We start from the raw sequence: 18,817 nt of genomic DNA on the forward strand, positions 1-18,817 counted from the left end.
GCCAACGAGATCCAGGTGCCCGACAGGGCGCGCGAGGAGTGGCCGCGGGGTGGTGACAGGGTGTACACACTCCTGTTTTGCCATCGCTGCGATCGCCGGGTGTATGGATCGACGGACGCGATCCAGGAGCGGGCCACTTGGCTGTCAGAGAGCGAGTCCGAGTCGAAGCGCAGACACTCGCTGCGCTACATCTAGGACGGGCTAACGGGTGATGCCCTCGCCTAACGATGTCGAGTTCGTCGGCTGCGGTTAAAGCGTTGGCAGCAAGCTCATGCAGTGCGGCGGCGTGTGAGATCGACCGTTCTCCGAGCCGGGAGCGTTCATCCAGCAGCGCATCCGTCTGGTCTTTTGGGCCGGGTTGAGCTCGGGTGGCGCTGGTCGTCGGCGGGCAGATCCGGTCAGATTCCAGAGCGTCGTTGCTGGCTGTGGTGGATGGGGCTAGAGGCCGAGGCGCACGCCCTGACGGCGCGGCTGCTGCCCGGCCGGAGTCGCGGCACCGTTAATCTCGCCCGCGCACGCTTGCGAGTGTGACCGCGACAACGCCCGCCGTGTGGAGTAGCGTCAGTCACAGCGGTAAGGCACCTTTCCTCGAATAGCGCCACGCTCTTTGCGGGCTGAAGATGGCACCAACGAGGATGTTTGCCACTGCGGTCAGCGGGTTCGTCGCCGACCTGGAGATGCGGGGCGGAGGAGCCTCGGCAGTAGCTGGGCACGGATCGACACGATTCGCCCAGCGGACAGGCGTTCTCGCACCACTCGTTCTTGCGCCGTCGTCGGCGCCCATGCTGTGTCTGGAGTTTTGTGAGCTGATGTTGATTCCCATGTCCCCGACCAATTCGATGTTCCTACTGGCGGAGTCCGAGAGCTGTCAGATGCAGGTGGGCGGGCTGGCGTTGTTCTCCCCGCCTGAGGGCGCGCGCGCTTCGGATGTGCGTGACATGTTCGCCGCAGCCATCGGCCGCGACAAGGTGGCCGACGTGTGGCGCAAGCGGGCTCGCAGGTCGGTGACATCGCTGGGGCAGTGGGGCTGGGATTCGGACGCCAAGGTCGACCTCGATTACCACGTGCGGTATTCGGCGCTACCGGAGCCCGCCGGGATGGCGGAGTTGTGGGCGCTGGTGTCCTGGCTGCACGCGGCCCCGCTGTTCCGGGACCGGCCGCTGTGGGAGATGCACCTGATCGAAGGTCTCGCCGATGGCCGGTACGCGGTGTACATCAAGCTGCACCATGCGCTCGTCGACGGGGTCTCGGCGATGGGGATGTTGCGCGCGGCGTTGAGCGAGCACTCCGGCCAGCGCGGGGGCCCCGCGCTGTGGGAGCCGGTCGGACCCGCACCGGAACCCGCACCGGACTCGAGGCGGGGCGGTCTGGACCTATTTGGGCTGCCGGGTCGGGCGGTGGCGACGGCCTGGGGCGCGGCCCGGGAGGCCGCCGGGCTGGTGCCTGCGCTCGCCGGCGCGCTCGAGCAAGCGTTGTGCCGCCGCGGTGGGCCGCTGTCGCTGGTCGCGCCCCGCACGATGCTCAACGTGCCGATCGATGGGACCCGGTCGTTCACCGGGTGCTCCTGGCCATTGGAGCGGCTGCGGCTGGTCGCCAAGAACAGTGACGCCACCGTCAACGACGTGGTGCTCGCCATGTGCGCCGGGGCGCTGCGCAGCTATCTGAGCAGTAAGGGGGCGCTGCCATGGGCGCCGCTGGTGGCGATGGTGCCGGTCTCGCTGCACGGCACCCGACCCGAGGACGGCCCGGGGGCCATCGCGGATGCGGGGAACAAGATCGGGTCGTTGACGTGCACCCTGGCCACCAACCTGGCCGACGCGGGCCAGCGACTCGCGGCGGTGCGGGCCGGCATGCGCGAAGGCAAGGGCGCGCTGGCCTCGCGGAGTCGACTGCAGGTACTCGCAATGAGCGCACTGGGGGCCGCACCGCTGGCGCTGGGCATGCTAGTCGGTCATCATGGGCTGCTGCGCCCGCCAAACGTGATGATCTCCAACGTGTCCGGGTCCCGGGTCCCGCTTTACTGGAACGGCGCCCGCCTCGACGCCCTCTACCCGCTGTCGATTCCGGTTGACGGGCAGGCGCTGAACATCACCTGCACCAGCACCGACGATACGATCGCGTTCGGGCTAACTGGCTGCCGCCACGCTGTCCCCGGCCTGGCCGCGATGACCACGCACCTTGACGACGAACTCCGCCTGCTCGAGCGGGCTGCGGGACTCTGACGGCTCGCCGCCGGGACGCACACCACACGCAATTCAAACCGCACACTGGCTGGCCACATTACGGTCAACCCCTCCACCATGGGCGACCGTGGTGGATCAAACGGGGTAGCTGCATGCCGGTTCGCCTACTCAGGCTTGGCCAGCTTCTTCGCGAACTGATGGCCAAGCTGCTTGAGCTGCGCCGGTCGCGGCCGTATTGGGGCCCGCGGCGGTTGGTGTTCGAGCTCGCCAAGCGCCGGGTGGCGCCGATGCCGTCGGAATCGGCGGCGGCCCCCCTTGACCGCGTTGGCGCCGAACAGCGTGCCGAGGCCCATCACCGCGCCGTGACCAGGACGTCAGTTCCCCTCACGGACTGCCTCTGTCGTGCTGCGTGGACGTCGCGGGCGAAGATGTGAGCCAACCCGTCTAGTAGGGTCTGTCACGCCCACGATTTGCCGGGTGTGATGCCATCTCGGTGACCACGGATCGGCCTCGCCCGCGGGGAGACTTCTCGGCGGCCGCCACCAAGACGTTGACCGCGTGTACGATTCCGCTCGCGATGTCGTCGACCCCGGGCACATTGTCGGGACACACACAGACGCTCACGTCCACGTCCTCACCGCTGGTGGTCAGTGCGACGTTCAACCCGCTTTCCTCCGACAGCGGCGCCACGACGTGCACGCCGACGACCTTGGCGCCCGCACAGTACGCCGGCACCGGTTCGAAGGTGATGTTGGAGACGCTGCCGTGATAGAGCGGTTTTAGCCGGCGCCGCAACCCCGACCGCGTGTAGAACTGCATGCCCAGACTGGCCACCGAAGGCGGGATGAGCGACGCCATCGCATCGAAATCGCTCGCTGTGTAATTATTTCCGACTTGTCGACTGCGAAGTGCGTTCAATCTCTCGGTGGCGGTATGGAGGTTGGCGAGAATGTGTACCGCGTCGTCGAGCTGTACGGGGATGCGAAGCCGGCCGGTGGTCAGCGCCTTGCCAGCCTTCGGCGCCTCGGTCGCGGGCAGCTCGAACGGCATCCGCATCAGCAGCGGATTGGCCGGCAACTCGTCGTGCCGCTGCAGCCACGCGCGCAACGACAGCGTGCAGGCCGCCAGGACGACGTTGGTGATGCTTCCCCCGAATGCGCTGTTGATCGTCCTGAGGTCCGCCAGCGGGATCGAGGTAAAGGACACGGCGCGCCGCCGGGTCAGCGGCGCGTTGAACGACGTTTGGGGCACCCGCCCGGTCCTCGCCGACCGCGTCTGGGCGACCGGGTCCGGTCCACCGGGGTCGGACAACCGCCGGCTCACGGCGCGCAACACGTGAGACGCGGCCTCGGCGATCAGCCACCCCCCGGTGATGTGGTTCCCGACTATCTCGCTCGCGAGATCAGTGACCAGCCCGGCGAACGAGGGCGCCGCGCCCAGGGTCGGCTCTCTGGGCAGCCTCGACGCCGAGTCGACGCGCGGCCCGCGGGTGAGTAACCGCGGCCATAAGGACGCCGCACCCGCGGCGCCGTCGTTGAGGGCAGGCGACATCTTCACGGCCAGCGCCCAGTTGCCGCCGGCCAGACCATCGATGCTCCACGCTTCCCACAGCCGGCCTCGCTCCATCGGACGGGCGGTTAAATCGCCTATGAGCAAAGCAAATTCGCGCCGCCCGCCGGGAGAGCGGACCGTCGCGCGATGCATGTGGGGCGTGGGGTCGAAGCCGTCGATCTCGCCCCACACCGGCTGCCCCGCTCCAAACGGCTTGGCCACCAGCCGGCTGCGGAAGCGTGCCATTTGCGGCAGTGACGCGGCCAGCAGTCGGTGCAGCGTGGAGTGGGTGAGCTTGGTCTCGTCATCCTCGATGATGACCAGCGTGAGGGTGTGCGCGGGCGTCGTAAAACTCTGGGTGTGCACCGACAGGGCGTCGGCACCCGCCAGTCGGGTCATCATCAATGCATCCCTTCCCCCGCGAATCTCAACAGAGACCCAATCCTCCTCGGCGACAGGCTCTTAACTTCTCTTTCCGGTTGCCGCTGTTCGATACTCGACGAGCCGGAACACTGATCGAACGGCACGGAAGAGGGCGTGAAGCGTCGCGACGGGCGCTGGGACCCGCGACAGTACGCTGATTACTGGGCATTCGGAAGAGTGGTGCTGCGTTTGGTTACACAGCGCATTTTCGACGGCGGCCGGCTTGGTGCTGACTGCTTAACACCACAGTTGCGCACCAACGGCCGTCTAGTGGCGAACGCTGAACGCAACCTACCCAAATCCGCCATTACCTGCCAGAGTACGCCACCGGTAGGGCATAAGACGGGTGGGCGACGGCACGACCAGCTTGCTGCCCTCCGGACTGAATCGCCCTAGTGGTAGCCGAACGGTGCGGCTCGACGGATACCGTCTTCAGCCGGTCGACACAGTCGAAGTCTTTGGGGCTCAACCGCCCCGAGATCGTCCTCCTGGTCGTGTCACCGCGCGCCGACCCGGACCAGGCCCACGCGATCATGATGACCGCAGCCCACCCGAGCGATGCTTCGACCGTCGAAACCCTCGTGTCGGGTAGCGAAAAGCGTAAAGCCGCGCATAACACGCATCGCGGGGTGAGGGCCCGTCAGAAGCGCTGACAGCCAAAGGGGCCTTAGCGGGTCACTTCTCGGGACCTCGAGGTGTGGTTGCGAGATCAGTGCGCCGCGAGCGGTGTACCTCGAACATCTGCTCCCCGCGGGCGACCCGGACGATGCTGTCCGCCGTCTGGAAGGCGCGCGAATCGCGATGGGCCTCGACGACGGGCAGGCCTGCCGCCCGGCGCAAGACCATGAAGGCCAGGGCCGTACCGGTCTTGTGCGGGACGATGAGAAGCTTTGCCCGTGCGTCACGGCCGATGACGGTCATGACGTGCGGGCGCACACCCTGCCACCAATCCCAGTTCCAGTCGTGCTGACGCTGCAGGGAGGTCCAGTTGATGTTGATGTCAATGACCTCGCCCAGACGCACACCGAGGACGGAGACCAACTCGGCCAATTCCTGCGAGATAAGCCCGGTGCGGGGCCACCAGGCTCCGTCGATCTTGTCGCCCAGCCGACATGCCAAAGTGAGCCGCACGGGACTCACCGGCCGTCGCGCCCCTTCCGACCTGATAGTGCGGGGATCGGGTGTCGGGTTCGGTTGTGGTGCAACCACACTGGGTCTGATGCGGACCACTTGCAATCCTTCGGTTCGGAAGTATCAACCCGCGAATGGGCCGATGGAGGAATTGCATTGCCTGTGATCTCGTGGGTGACGACTTTCGAGGCCAGCGCCGGCAACGAAACGACTCTCCAGCGACGTTACGCCACTATCTGGCCGGTTGCCGCCACCGGTTGGTTCGCCCGCGGGGGGGAAGCGATCTCAGCCGGCGCTCTCGCTGCCCATCGTGCGCAACCGATGGACACGGAATTGATGCATCGAATCGCCCGAAAATGGGCCTTGGTCGCGTAGGTTCGTCGGGGCGGGCCCGCCGGCGGCAACAAATGCGCGATCGTCCGCGAATCGTGCCGACGGCGCGTACACTCGGGAAACCGGGACCGCCACAGGCCCCCACGTCAAAGGGCCCGCATTGTCTGATAAATCGCCCCGGCAAACGATGACCAAGAAGTCCGGTAAATCCCTGAAAGAAAAGCGGGCCGACAAGCGCGCAAAGGCCACCAATCTCTCGGCCAAGGAGGCCTTCCCCCTCGCGAAGCGACGTTGAGGCCTGAGCCCGACGATTTTCGGCTCGACGGGGCGCGCCCAAGGCCGGCGTTGCCGGGCCGGTCTGAGACGAAAACCCTGGCTCACAGCATCGTGGGTCTCCGCGGAGTCCCACGTGGAGAAGAGAAAGTCGCCATGACTGAGGGAACGGTTAAATGGTTCAACAGCGAAAAGGGCTTCGGCTTCAACGCCCCTGACGGCGGTACTAAAGACGTTTTCATTCACCATTCCGAGATCCAGGGCGACGGGTTTCGTTCGCTGGAGGAAAATCAACGAGTGCAATTCGAGCTGAGCCAGCGGCCCAAAGCTCCCCGGGCGGTGCGAGTAACCCTTCTCTAGCGGCCCCGGGGTGAAAGTCGCGTCGGCGACCGGTTTGGACCCTGGTCGTTCGCCGACCGGTTCTGGCCGCTTCAGCGGCCGTCTTTCAATCCTCACCCTCCCGCCCCTGAGCTATGGTGGTTACCACGGTTGACTCCCCAGCCGCCCGGAAACGTCCGGCGGCGACCTCCTAAGAGGTCCCCGCCGAAACGGCTCTGCATTGCACGGCTGAACCGACGGTAACTGGGTTCGTGCTTTCGACCGATAAACGGTGGAGTCGTACGTTGTGCCGCCAGTTCGTCTGGACGGTTCGACACCGCGCTTCGACCGAAGCGACGGCCACCTGAAGTGGCGCCGTCAAGGGGGCAACGCAACCGCCGCACTCATCCGTCAGCCGCGTACCAAGCCGGCGGCAGCCCCGCCGCCGCGACACCCGGCGGCGTTGGCGCTCGGCCGATCTCGCTCCGGGGTCTCGCGGCTCGACATCAATCTCGACGCTCCACCCATGACGCATGTCCGCTGCTGCACCGTTCGACTGGCAGTCGAGGAACGGAAACGCATTGAGCAAATTCACCGAAACCATCTATGGCAGTGCGCATGCCAGCTTGAAGGGAATGGTCACCGGGGAGCCGGACCGCCCCGTCCGGCTCACCTGGCGGGAGGTGCACGAGCGCGCCCGTCGGGTCGCCGGCGGCCTGGCCGCCTCCGGCGTCGGTCCCGGCGACGCGGTCCCCGTGCTGGCGGGTGCCCCCGCCGAAATCGCGCCCACCGCGCAGGGCGTCTGGATGCGGGGCGCCAGCCTGACCATGCTGCACCAGCCCACACCACGGACCGATCTTCAACGCTGGGCCGAGGAAACCACCGCCGTCATCAAGATGATCGGCGCCGCCACTGTCGTGGTATCCGACCCGTTTCTGGCCGCGGGCCCGCTGCTGACGGAGCTGGGGGTCCACGTGCTGACGATCGACGAGCTTCTCGGCGGCCGGGCGATCGATCCGGTCGACGCCCACGACGACGACATCGCGCTGCTGCAATTGACGTCGGGATCCACCGGTTCGCCCAAGGCGGTACAGATCTCCCATCGCAACGTCGCGTCCAACGCCGATGCGATGTTCACCCGCGCGGAGGTCGACCTCGACACCGACGTCATCGTCAGCTGGCTGCCGCTGTTCCACGACATGGGAATGACTGGATTCCTGGCCGTGCCAATGTATTTCGGGGCAGAGCTGGTCAAGATCACTCCGCTGGACTTTCTCCGCGACACCTTGCTGTGGGCCAAGCTCATCGACAAGTACCACGGCACCATGACCGCGGCACCCAACTTCGCTTACACGCTGCTCGCCAAACGGCTCCGAAAACTCGCCCGGCCGGGCCAGTTCGACCTCTCCAGCCTGCGGTGGGCACTGTCGGGCGCGGAGCAGGTCGAACCCGACGACGTAGCGGAATTCTGCGCAGCGGGAAAGCCGTTCGGCCTGCGCCCGGAGGCGATCGTGCCCGCCTACGGCATGGCCGAAACCACGGTGGCGGTGTCGTTCTCCGACTGCGGCAAGGGCCTGTCGATCGACGAGGTCGATGCCGACCTGCTCGGCGCACTGAACCGGGCGGTGCCGGCGACCAGGGGCAAGACCCGGCGACTGGCCACGCTCGGGCATGTCCTCGAGGGAATCGAGGCACGCATCGTCGACGAGGACGACAACATCCTGCCCGCCCGGGCCGTCGGTGTCATCGAGGTGCGCGGCGAGCCCGTGACCCTCGGATACGAGACGCTGGCGGGCTTCGTCACGGCCCAGGACCGCAAGGGGTGGTACGACACAGGCGATTTGGGCTATTTCACCGAGACCGGCCGCCTCGTCGTCTGCGGCCGAGTCAAGGACGTCATCATCATGGCCGGACGAAACATCTATCCGACCGACATCGAGCGCGCCGCTGCACGCGTGTCGGGGGTGCGCCCTGGAAGCGCCGTGGCGGTGCGGCTCGACGCGGGACGATCGCGCGAGACGTTCGCCGTGGCCGTCGAGTCGAAGGATTGGCAGAACCCGGCCGAGGTCCGCCGTATCGAGCAACAGGTGGCACACGAGGTGGTCGCCGAAGTCGAAGTCCGTCCCCGCAACGTTGTGGTGGTGGAGCCGGGGATGATTCCCAAGACGCCGTCGGGCAAGGTTCGGCGCAACCACACGCTGGCGATCGTCGGCTAGCCCCGGAGGCACGCAGCGTAGATTTGTCCTGCACCACGGGCGCACCGGGAGGAGGGCACGTTGACCGACTTCGACGCGCAGCCCGGTCGGAGATCACCGCCGCACCCCGAGCTCTCCGCGACCGAACTCGAAGCCGACGAGGCCGAGCTGTATGCCGGGCTCAGCCGTGTGGCCGGGCTCGTCGCCGGCGCACAAGGGATGATGGACCTGTTACGAGACGTAGCGGAGTTCGCCGCCCAGGCGATTCCCGGCGTAGAAGGGGCGGGCGTCGCGCTGATCGATCCGCGCCGCGGCGTTACCAGCGCCCAGACGTGGGCCGCGACCAAGTTGCTCGTCCACGACATCGACACCATCCAGTACGACGAGCTGCACGAGGGGCCGTGCATCACTTGCATGCAGTCGGGACGACCCACCGTCAGCGGATCGCTGGGCAGCGACAGCCGCTGGCCCCATTTCGGGGGGCGGGTGGCCCGCATGCGGATCCACTCCGCGATGGCGCTGCCGTTGATCGTCGGTGATCAAGTGATCGGCGCCATCAACGCCTACGCGAAGGCCCGCGACGCCTTCGCCGAGCACGCCGTCCGACTGGGATGTCAGTTCGCCAAACCCGCTGCGGTGTCGGTCTACAACGCGCAGGTATTGGCCAGCGCGCACGAACGCTCGATGCAATTGCAGCGCGCGCTGGACAGCCGCGCGGTGATCGACCAGGCTATCGGCATCATCCGCAGCCGCTCAGGCTCCAACGCGGAGGAGGCCTTCCAACGCCTCTCCCGCATCAGCCAGGCCGAGAACACCAAGCTGCACACCGTCGCCGAGCGGCTGGTCGAGGAGGCCGTGCGGCGAGCCCGGGCGCGGCAGCGCTGACGAGATTATTGGCGCAGCCCGGCGGCCAATTCGGTCAGATCGGCGAGCAACGTCGGCCGGGAAGCCCGATCGGTCATCAATCGGCTCGAAACTTCGGTCAGGCGCTCGTGCCGGGTCCGCGCGTACGTGCGCAACAGCTCGAACGCCTCTTCCACCGACACATCCAGCATTTCGTGCAGGAAACCCTTGGCCTGCTCGATGATCACGCGGCTGGTCAGGACCGATCGCAGGTGGGGCACGACGGTGGCGGGGGTCGGTGGATGTTCCTGCAGGATCGCGACGCTCGCGATGTGGGTCAGCGTCTGTCCCACGAGCAGGTCGGCATCGTTGAGCTGGCCCCTGCGGGCGCCGAACAGTCCGAGTGCACCCAACACGAGGCCGGCTGCCCGCATCGGGATCGCGTGTACCGACGCGAAACCGCCGTCGACGGCAGTCGGAACGAAACGCGGCCACCGCTGTATCGCCCGTTGCACGTCGGCAACCGAGACCGGTTCGCCCGTGGCGTAGCAGTCCACGCACGGGCCTTCGTCGGCCTGCAATTCGAACAGTTCGATCTCGTGGGCCTGCCGCGAGGTCGCCGCCAACAGATGTAGCCGATGCAGAGGATCCGCCAGCAGGAACCCCGCCGCTTCGATGTCGAGCAGGTCCGCGCAGCGTTCAGTGAGCTCGGTCAGCAACTCGACCACGTCAAAGTCGTCCAGCAGGCTATCGACCAGCGAGACAACGGCATTCAGGACGCGGGTCTCACGTGGTGTGTCAGTCACGGGGTGCCTCCCATCAAACGTCTCAAGTTCACGGCGAGCGCCGATCAGCCCGGCTCGAGCCGCAACCGACCGTCGAGAATGTCGCGGGCGACCTCGGTGGCGCCATGGCCGGTGGCGTAGGCGTGGGCCCTTAGCCGGACTAACGCTTCGGCCGGCTCCACCCCCAGTTGAGCGACAAGCACGCCGGTGGCTTGGCTCACCTCGGCGCGGCTCAACGCGTTGAGCTCGGCCCATGCGTTGCTGCCGGGGTCGCTGGCGGCGGCATGCAGGTCTTGGTCCAACAGATCCAACAGAGGCACGGCGGCGAGTTCCGCGGCCGCGAACGCACCGGCCAACGCCTCGGCGGCCAGGGAGCCCGGCTGCGTCCGGAACAGGTCAAGCGCGCCGACGCATTCGCCGGCGACGACAACGGGTATCGCGTGGACGCCTCTGATGTGGTTGGCCAGCATCGCGGGGCCGTACGCCGACCAGCGCTTCTCCGCCGGGTCGGCGAGATCGGCGACCACGATCGGAACTCGCCGGCTGACGGAATCCAGGCATGGTCCCTCCCCGACGACGAATTGAAGCTCGTCGTACCTGCGGGCGGACTCGCTGCTGACGCCCAGCGTTCCAGTGCTCGCGCCGTCGAAAACCAGGGAAATTGCCGCCGCGTCGACGTCGAGCAGGGTCACGCAGGCCTCGCAGAGGCGGTTGGCCGCATCGACCCCACGCCGGCCTTTGACAATGGCAACCAGCTGGTCGTGGATCGCCACATTTAGCCGGACGACGTTCGGCCGGCTGCGGGCGTGCCGGCAGATCGCGGCGAAGGCGGCATTCCTTCACCCTTGCACTATTCGCTCGTTTTTACGAGGGCGCCGCCGCCACCGTCGGCGGGCAGGTGTGATTTGGCACAGGCTTATCCGGTGCCGAAGATAGAAACTGTTGTCGAAGCTCGGTCGGGGGGCCCTCTACCCTGGCCGCCTCCGGCAGCCCGGAGTTGTTGCCGCGGTAGATCACCCAGTTGTGGCCGTAACCCGGGGCCTGCAACAGTTGCGGGTCATTCCCCGCGATGTGCGCGCCGATCGGGGCCGGCGTCGCGAAATCGGGCGCGCAACGGCACGCAGAAAATCGACGGTGTCGCCCTTCAGGAAGATCAGACGTCAACCGCCACAAGCGCTGCGTCGCATATGCCCCGGAACCGCCCGTAGCCACCTTGGCTGAACGCGCAAAGGCAATACGCGCTGCAAGTGACGTCGATGTAGGTATCGACGTTGTGCCACGTCGCAGATCACCGTCGCACTGGTCGAGGCGACCGCCGAAGCGGTGATGCAAAGCGAGGTGCTAGATCCGCCAGAAGACGCTCGGTGGCTTCACAATCCGAGCCCGTATCCGCGGTACATACCGAGACTCCGTGTCCGAGCACAACGCTGCTGTGCAGCGGCGGCGAGGCCTTCGAATGCGGCCTCGCGGGCCCGTGCTTGGACAACGTATTGCTGCCAGGCCTGCCCGCGTTCGGTGCGGCGTTGATCGTCGCGGTCCAGGATGGCCGCGACGATCCCGGGCAACGACTGGCGGTTCGCGCGTGCGGCGACGGTGTGCATGGTGCGGGGGCGGTCGTCGTTAGCCAGGATCATTCGGAAGATATAAGCGGCAGCGTGTTTAGTGCCGCGGACCATCGGGTGGGCGGCGGTGCCGGAGTCGCCGTAGTGATGGTCGTCGGCTTCGTTGGTGCTTGCCGCGTAGATGGCGAGGTGGTTTTCGTCGCGGGCGCGGGTCATGCCGACGTAGGCCATGGCGCGGGTGGCGCGATCGGATAAGACGCTCCAGCAGATGCCGGGCTGGGTGTCGTTGCCGATGGTCATGCCTTGGGCGGCGTGCACGGTGCTGGCGTAGCCCAAGGTGATGTGTTCGCGGAGGTAGTCGCCCTCGAAGACGGCGCGAGCCGAATCGGTGAGCCGTTCGGCGCTGATTCGCTGGTGTCGGCCGTCGACGTCGATGACCCGCCAGCGGTTGCCGTTGCGGACCTGGTCGGCCTGGTAGCCGCAGCGGCGCTGCGTGGCACCGGATTCAACGGTCAGAGTGGCGTCATTGCGGCGGCTGATAATGAGGTCGCCGGCACGGACCTGTTGGTCGCGCGCCACGCGGACGCTGGGTGCCTGGGGGTGGGAGTAGTGGTCGTGGAGGCGTTGGTTGATGGCGTCGGCGAGTTCCCAGGTGTCACAGAGGATGGCGGCGTCTTTACCACCGGCGCGGGCGGTGAGGTAGGCGGTGGTGGCGTCGGCGGCCATGGCGACTTGATCCCCCGTGTGGAGCCGGTCATGGGTGCGGTACCAACCAACAGCCTTGCGGAGCCGGTTGCCGCCCGCGGACCGCAGCCCCAGCGAGGCGTCGCGTTCGGCGGGGTCGCGCATGCGCCATACGTCGGTGAGGCGTTGGGACCAGGGCAGGTCGTCACAGAGGTGTTCGAACATGCCGCCGCGGGCTTTGACCGGGGCCAGCTGGTAGGCGTCTCCGACGAGCACCAGCTTGGTGTGGGCGGCGGTGGCGGCCTCGAGCAGGCGGCGCAGTTCGGGGGTGCCGATCATGGAGGCTTCATCGACGATGACCACGGTGCGCTGATTAAGGGTGAGTTGGTCGGTGTCGAGGAGGTGTAGTGCTTTGGCGACGGTGTAGCCGCTGTCGCCGGCGTCGTCGCGGATCGCCTCGTCGACGGCTTTGCCGGTGGGCGCGAGCAGCAGGACTTCTTTGGCGCTGCGGTGCGCGGCGGCGCGCAGCGCGCGCAGGGAGTGGGTTTTGCCTGCGCCGGCCGGGGCTTGCAGCGGCTGCACCAGATACGGCGAGTGCGCGATCGCGGCGATCGCGCGTGCCTGCGCGTCGGAGAGCGCGTCGAGGTCCGCGGCGCGCGCATCCAGGCGCGCGCAGGTGTCGGCTGCGTCGACCATTTCGAAGATGCGTGCTTCTTCGGCGATGACCGCGTCCACGGTGAACATCTCGTGGCCTTCGCGGTGATGCGCCTGGCGCGGTGCGCTGATGCGCACCCCGACCACGTCGACGATCTGCTCGATCAGTTCGCGCGGATCTCCGGGCACATCGACCGGGAGCAGGGCGCCGACCCACTCCACCAGGTCGGCGCGGGTGCATGCCGCCTTGTCGATGTTGGCGACCAGGCGCGCCAATTGTGCGCGGTCGGTCAGCAGCCGCGGGGCGGCGCGCCGCGCGGCGCGCGCGGCCAGATGTGCGGCGCAGTCCAGGTGCAGACCGCGCGCATCAGCGCGCCACTCGGCTTGCAGCTGGGCCCAGGAGACCGATTCGGGCTTGGCCGGCCGGGTGGCTTTCTGCGCCGCGGCCAACTGCTGCGCACTCGGCGCACCATCGACAACGGTGAGGTTGCTGCGCGCCCACTCCCGCAGGCGGCTAGAGCGCCGCGACCACGCCCGGATCGACTCTCCACGGACGGCGGCGATTTCGGCCATCCCCGTGTGCGGGTCGACCGGCGCCCACTCCACGCCCAGCTCGGCGTGCAACTCGTGGCGTAGCGTGGCTTGGTAGATGACGCCGGCGGCTTTGGCTTCGTGAAACAGCGACTTGGAATCCGGGGACACCAGTACGCCGTCGGCGCGAGCCTGGCGGTTGGGCACGATCACGTGGGTGTGCAGGTGCGGGTCCCCGCACCGCGAGGTCTCGTGTTGGTAGGCGATGCCCACCAATCCCGGCAGCCGCTGCAAGTCCTTCATCCCCGTGACAGGGTTATGCACGCGGGTATATCCGGCATGCTGATGCAGATAGCTCATCGCCGCGCCGATCGCGTGCTGATGGGCGACCTGCATGACTTTCTCGCCGCGCTCGTCGGTCAACGCCCGCAACAGCGACACACTCTTGGGCGCTGCGAACGTCAGGTCGAACCCATGCACACTGCGCTTCGCAAGTGCGCGGCCGGCTTTTCCGTTGGGGGCGATCCCGTCATCAAGCCAGCGCCCCACCACCTCGGGATCGGCGGTACCGCCATCGACCGCGCGCCCGTCCAAGCCGACCAGCTCCGCGGTGCGGGCGGCATCCCCGGCAATCAGCCACGTCGGCGTCCGAGTGTCGGCCTCGGAGTAGTACTCCCCCAAGCCCCCGTTGGCCCGCTGCCGATCGACGGTGGCGTGTGCGGCTTGGCGGGCGGTGTCGTTGTAATAGTTGATGCTCCAACGCGATAGCCGCGAGATCGTCAACATCGGCGACCACCCCACAACCTCGGCGAGTGAAACCAGCTGTAGCGGCTGGGATCTGGGGATGCGCACAGCGCAGCCCCAGATCAGTATTGCATCCCTGTGCCAATGTGCCAGAGGCCTTTGAGATGTTATTGCTGGAATGTATTGCGGCGGAGTTTGTTTGGGAAGCGGCAGGGAAGCACGAGGCGGATTGGTGATGGGTTGAGACAGTTAGGGAACTGTTGAGAAGTATTAAATGACAGGTTTGATTAGTGCCTGTGCTTGCTGAGTCTTGACGACCTCTCGCTCCAAGTGAGCAAGCCCGAAGATGCTCGGTTGAATACCTACTCGGGAGTTGGCGACCAGTCATCGCGCAACCCATGCGTTCACGGCCGAACCTGACCATGACGCATATAGCCAATGAGAACTCGCAGGACGTGCGCCAGGCCGAGAACCGCGACGATCCTCGAAGATTGTGCACAGGGGCCTGTGGATGGCTGCCTAGAGTAAAAGCATGGCCCTCTCAATGCAGGACCCGACAAGTTGCTTGACCTGCCTGGCTTGTGAATAGCGATGACAGATAAGGGTGTTAAGGGCCGCGAGATGTTGCCGGCCGGACAAGTTCACCACTTGATGCACGTGCCCGTCTCGAGGCGCCACGACCCATATCTGTCGAGCGACGCGATCGGGCGGGAGCAAGAGCAACTTGATGAGCCAAGGCGCGACCCGGCATGACGGCCGCGCAAAGTTCGTCACTACAGGTGGTAACCCTATGTCCGACCGATTGACATTGCGACAAGCATCTGAATACCTCAATATCCCGGTCAACACGCTCCGCTGGTACCGAACCTGCGGGACCGGCCCGCGATCGTATTCCCTTGGCGGCAAGGTGTTCTACGACAAGGCCGACCTTAACGCCTGGGTGGCCACCGAGAAGGCCGCGACGGCTCGGGGTGGGTGAAACCTATTCCGCCACGCGCGCGGCCTGATCCATCGCCTTTGCCAGGTTGTCGAAGTCATCCGGAAGCATGTGGCTGTAGACGTTCATTGTCGTCATCGGTGACCTGTGTCCCAACAGCTTCTGTACCGTCACCACAGATGCGCCAGCCCCCAATGCCAAGGACCCGGCGGTGTGCCGCAGGGTTTTTGGACTGATACCCGTCAAGCACACCTGGTCGGCGGCCTTATCGAAACGCCACCGAAACCAATCCAGCGGTATCGGACCGCCGTCGTGATGAGGGAATAAATACTCAGAGGGGTCTCGGTCCGCGATCACGTCGGCCAACGTGGCGGCCAAGAACTCGGTCAGGATCGGCACGATGCGGTCCTGGTGCGTCTTGGTGTCGTCCTCCACGTGCCCGTCACCCGTGACATAGGTAACCGATCGAGACACTCGGATGCGGCGACGCGTCAAGTCCACGTCCCCCACCCGTGTGGCCGCAAGTTCCCCGTAACGCATGCCGCCGTAGGCCAAGACGTACACCATCGCGCGGATCTCGGCGCGGGCCTCGGCGAGCCGGCGTATCTGGTCATGGCTCAGCGCCACATCCTCGCGTGACGACTTGCGGGGTTGTTCCACACCCTCCGCGGGATTGGCGCCGATGTAATGCTTCCGCACGGCATAGGTGAGGACCTGATCCACCACTTGGAAGGATTGAATTACTCGCGCAGCCGATAGCCCCACGGGCGTGATTTTGTCCTCGGCGCTTTTAGCAGGTCGCTGGCGGGCGCGAGGATCGGTAGCCAGCCACCACACCCAAGCCTGGATCGCGTCGTGATCGATGTCCTTGAGCTTGGTCTGACCCCATTTCGGCAACACCACTACGTCGAGTAACCGCCGATATCCCGCCAGTGTTTTTGGCTTCAACCGTTTGAGCGCCGACCGATTCTGTGCCTTTACCGCGAACCATTCTTCGGCCACAACGCTGAAGCAGACCGACGCCCGCTTCGGGTCGGCGTACGTGCCGGCGGTGAGCGCCGTCGTGACGGCGCCGATGTGGTTCTGGGCCTCGGCCTTGCGGTCGAATGCCTTGCTCCGCTCATTTCCGTCATGGTCGACCCACCGGGCCATCCATCGCTTGCCCTGCCCGTGCCGAGCGGTAATGACCTGCGTGCCGGCTGTCCCGTGTTTGGAGTTCATACACCAGCTGCCTGGGCTGGGGTCATCGCTGGGATACGGCACCCGCTCTCCGCGCCGTGGCGGACGGTGCCAGCGATCTTCTACACCTGCGCGCGCACTACGCCTCACCAGGCCAACCATACTCCTGCGGACTGTGTGCGGACTAAGAGATTTCAGCAAACTACGACGACGAACTACATATACGGTCTGAGCTGCATTTTATGTGTGGGGCGGGCGGGGCTCGAACCCGCGACCAACGGATTATGAGTCCGCGGCTCTAACCAACTGAGCTACCGCCCCCGGTGCAGACTCGCACGCTGCGTTCCGACGCTGAGCCAATCTACCCTGCGACGCGTCGGGCTCGGGCCTCAGCCAGCAGGGCCCAACCGAGGATGCGGGATCACCAGGCCGCCGCTCCTGCGGCGAGGATTCCGCATAGACGAATGCACGTCGCGTCAGGGACGGCGAGCAGCGGCGGTGTAATCGCCCGAATTACACAGCCCCAATTGAATCAATTTCGCCATTCCAACGGGCGGGCCAGGAATGCCGAATTTACCTCTGAGCCTTGGAATCTATACAGCCCGCTTGACCGAAGAGCGCGTCGGGCGCTCCGCACGAAGGATTCAAACGCGGAGTCCCGTGCACCTCGCGTCAGCTGCACCCGATGGCGAAGGCCGCCAGCCACCTCACCAGGCATTCCCGAGACCGCAACCACCCGCATGACACGCCTCAAGACGAAACACAAGAGTATTCTTCTTTTACTCGCCCGTTACGTCCGTTAGTGGCATTGCAGTCACATTCGGCGCACACTACGCACTTAATGCGCGCATTACCCAAGGTCAACGATGCCTGAAAGGAAATGTGTAATGGGCAGAATAGCGGTCGGTTGTCGACCTATTCCACGGGTCGCTTTCGCAGCGCTCTCCGTCGCGGCGATAGGCGCGGCGCCAATAGTGGCCTTGGCCGAGGCAACTCACCCGGCCAAGATCACGGTCAGCGCCGATCCCGACACCGATGTCGACTGGTACTACGTACCCGAGGGCGGCGGCGGGGGTGGCGGCGGCTAACTATAACTAGCAAGCGCTCAAGCGGGTCGCAGCCGGAAGATCCGGATGTCCCGCGGCGCGCACTGCTCCCGGTAGTTCTCATACCCGGCGTAGGAGTCGACGGCGGTCGCCCAGGCGGCGGCGCGCTCGCCGCCGGTCAGCAGCTCGGCCCGGTACGGCTTGGTCTCGCCCCTGAACTCGAGCGTGCACTCCGGATGGGCCAGCAGGTTGGCGCTCCACGCGGGATGCTTCTCGCGCCCGTAGTTCGACCCGATCGCGAGCAGGCCCTTACCGTCGTCGATCAACGCCAACGGCTGCGAGCGCGGCTGCCCGGACTTGGCGCCGGTCGTCGTCACCATCCCCACCTTGTCGACGCCCATCGTGCTCAGCCGCCCCTTGGACCGGGGTACCAGGGTCTTGTCGATCGCCGGCGCCAACCGCGAGCCGGCCACGTAGCCGACACGGCTCATGGCGAAGCGCTCGAACGCCACCTCGTCCCACCGCAACCGCCGGCCCCGAAGTGGGCTGAATCGTCTCAAGGCACCCTCCCCATCATAGGCACGCGGGTCAGCTGAACACCGTCTGGCCGTCGGCGCCGATCAGATACCGTTCGGTGCCCTCCTCGACGCGCGGGGCGTCGGCACCCAGGGAAACGGCGATTTTATTGCTGGCATTGCGCATGATGTCGAAGGTGAGTTCCACGGCCTCGGCCTGCGAGAACCCCGAGCGCACCTCGGCGACATCATCGGCGACGAGGTGCGCAGGCGTCCAAATTAACCCATCGGTGTAGCGAAGCGCTGCTTTAGCGCGGCCGTCGAGCACCCCGGATGTCTGAAATCGCTCGATTTCGCCGTACAGCGACTCCGATCCGCCGGCGTCCAGCGCGGTGCCCTCGCGCAGCGATTTGCACAGCCGACAGTTGTGCTGCGCGGCCCCGCGCAGCCGCACCAGCTCCGAGATGACCGGGTCGAGCGCGCGCATCCGCGCCACCGCCGGCAGGAAATCGTTGAACAGCGGGCCGGACGGCTCGGTGGTCTGGTCCCACTCAACCGGCCCGTCCACCCAGCCCAGGTGCTCCGACCCGACGCCGAGGGCCTCGAACCCGGCCCGTACCCGCGGTACGAAGTCGGCGATGAACATGAGCACCACCACGCCGAAGGTGCTGTCGCCCAATTGCCTATACAGGCGGGACCGCTGCTCGGCGGTGATGGCCGAGACGTCAGCGCTGAACTGCTCGGCGAATTCGGCGACGACGGCCTCGGCCTCCGATTCGGGCTCGCCGGCCTCGACGGGGGCGGGCAACGGCGGCAACGACATCGTCTGCGCGCACACCCGTCGCACCAGCGCCGAGACGCGCCCGTCGCCCGGGGACAGCTCCACCAACCGCGTCAGCATTCGTCACACGCTAGGACGCGGCCCCGCGC

14 protein-coding genes and 1 tRNA gene are annotated in these 18,817 nt (G+C 66.3%); 6 read left to right on the forward strand and 9 right to left on the reverse strand.

Features of this window, described 5'->3' with window-relative positions; translation table 11 throughout:
* Positions 1 to 809 precede the first annotated feature (809 nt).
* Entirely contained in the window at positions 810 to 2,222 is a 1,413-nt protein-coding gene (locus tag SKC42_RS10135; protein ID WP_330964176.1) for a WS/DGAT/MGAT family O-acyltransferase, read from the forward strand.
* Positions 2,223 to 2,627: 405 nt separating this feature from the next.
* Here SKC42_RS10135 and SKC42_RS10140 read toward each other — a convergent pair whose 3' ends face one another.
* Entirely contained in the window at positions 2,628 to 4,136 is a 1,509-nt protein-coding gene (locus SKC42_RS10140; RefSeq protein ID WP_330964177.1) for a wax ester/triacylglycerol synthase domain-containing protein, read from the reverse strand.
* A 479-nt stretch (positions 4,137 to 4,615) separates the two neighbouring features.
* On the opposite strand from SKC42_RS10140, the gene SKC42_RS10145 reads away from it, so the two are divergent.
* Complete coding sequence (locus tag SKC42_RS10145) at positions 4,616 to 4,810, forward strand: hypothetical protein (RefSeq protein WP_330964178.1); 195 nt, start codon at positions 4,616 to 4,618, stop codon at positions 4,808 to 4,810.
* A gap of 22 nt (positions 4,811 to 4,832) precedes the next feature.
* On the opposite strand, the gene SKC42_RS10150 is transcribed toward SKC42_RS10145, so the two are convergent.
* Positions 4,833 to 5,297: a DUF5994 family protein gene (locus SKC42_RS10150; RefSeq protein WP_330964179.1), complete on the reverse strand. Its 465-nt coding sequence runs from the start codon at positions 5,295 to 5,297 to the stop codon at positions 4,833 to 4,835.
* A gap of 753 nt (positions 5,298 to 6,050) precedes the next feature.
* Between SKC42_RS10150 and SKC42_RS10155 the strand changes: the two genes are divergently transcribed.
* From SKC42_RS10155 to SKC42_RS10165, 3 genes are all read left to right on the forward strand, one after another.
* The gene (locus SKC42_RS10155) at positions 6,051 to 6,254 is read left to right on the forward strand and encodes a cold-shock protein (RefSeq protein WP_330964180.1); all 204 of its coding nucleotides are present in this window, start codon (positions 6,051 to 6,053) and stop codon (positions 6,252 to 6,254) included.
* A gap of 539 nt (positions 6,255 to 6,793) precedes the next feature.
* Complete coding sequence (locus tag SKC42_RS10160; protein ID WP_330964310.1) at positions 6,794 to 8,428, forward strand: fatty acyl-AMP ligase; 1,635 nt, start codon at positions 6,794 to 6,796, stop codon at positions 8,426 to 8,428.
* A 60-nt stretch (positions 8,429 to 8,488) separates the two neighbouring features.
* The gene (locus SKC42_RS10165; protein ID WP_330964181.1) at positions 8,489 to 9,292 is read left to right on the forward strand and encodes a GAF and ANTAR domain-containing protein; all 804 of its coding nucleotides are present in this window, start codon (positions 8,489 to 8,491) and stop codon (positions 9,290 to 9,292) included.
* A 5-nt stretch (positions 9,293 to 9,297) separates the two neighbouring features.
* Here SKC42_RS10165 and SKC42_RS10170 read toward each other — a convergent pair whose 3' ends face one another.
* From SKC42_RS10170 to mobF, 3 genes are all read right to left on the reverse strand, one after another.
* Positions 9,298 to 10,056: a GAF and ANTAR domain-containing protein gene (locus SKC42_RS10170; protein WP_330964182.1), complete on the reverse strand. Its 759-nt coding sequence runs from the start codon at positions 10,054 to 10,056 to the stop codon at positions 9,298 to 9,300.
* A 44-nt stretch (positions 10,057 to 10,100) separates the two neighbouring features.
* Entirely contained in the window at positions 10,101 to 10,808 is a 708-nt protein-coding gene (locus tag SKC42_RS10175) for a GAF and ANTAR domain-containing protein (protein WP_330964183.1), read from the reverse strand.
* Between the two features lie 597 nt (positions 10,809 to 11,405).
* A complete protein-coding gene (gene mobF / locus SKC42_RS10180) occupies positions 11,406 to 14,252 on the reverse strand; it encodes a MobF family relaxase (RefSeq protein ID WP_330964184.1) in 2,847 nt (948 codons plus the stop codon).
* 748 nt (positions 14,253 to 15,000) lie between these two features.
* Here mobF and SKC42_RS10185 point away from each other — a divergent pair.
* On the forward strand, positions 15,001 to 15,189 hold the full coding sequence (locus SKC42_RS10185; RefSeq protein ID WP_330964185.1) for a helix-turn-helix domain-containing protein: 189 nt from the start codon (positions 15,001 to 15,003) through the stop codon (positions 15,187 to 15,189).
* A gap of 3 nt (positions 15,190 to 15,192) precedes the next feature.
* On the opposite strand, the gene SKC42_RS10190 is transcribed toward SKC42_RS10185, so the two are convergent.
* From SKC42_RS10190 to SKC42_RS10205, 4 genes are all read right to left on the reverse strand, one after another.
* The gene (locus SKC42_RS10190; protein ID WP_330964186.1) at positions 15,193 to 16,368 is read right to left on the reverse strand and encodes a tyrosine-type recombinase/integrase; all 1,176 of its coding nucleotides are present in this window, start codon (positions 16,366 to 16,368) and stop codon (positions 15,193 to 15,195) included.
* A gap of 205 nt (positions 16,369 to 16,573) precedes the next feature.
* Positions 16,574 to 16,647: transfer RNA gene (locus SKC42_RS10195), tRNA-Ile, on the reverse strand.
* Positions 16,648 to 17,431: 784 nt separating this feature from the next.
* A complete protein-coding gene (locus tag SKC42_RS10200) occupies positions 17,432 to 17,932 on the reverse strand; it encodes a nitroreductase family deazaflavin-dependent oxidoreductase (RefSeq protein ID WP_330964187.1) in 501 nt (166 codons plus the stop codon).
* Between the two features lie 28 nt (positions 17,933 to 17,960).
* Positions 17,961 to 18,788 carry a carboxymuconolactone decarboxylase family protein gene (locus SKC42_RS10205; protein WP_330964188.1) on the reverse strand — a complete coding sequence of 276 codons (828 nt, stop codon included), beginning with the start codon at positions 18,786 to 18,788 and terminating at the stop codon, positions 17,961 to 17,963.
* Positions 18,789 to 18,817 lie beyond the last annotated feature (29 nt).

It is taken from the genome of Mycobacterium sp. 050134, assembly GCF_036409085.1.
Classification (GTDB): domain Bacteria; phylum Actinomycetota; class Actinomycetes; order Mycobacteriales; family Mycobacteriaceae; genus Mycobacterium.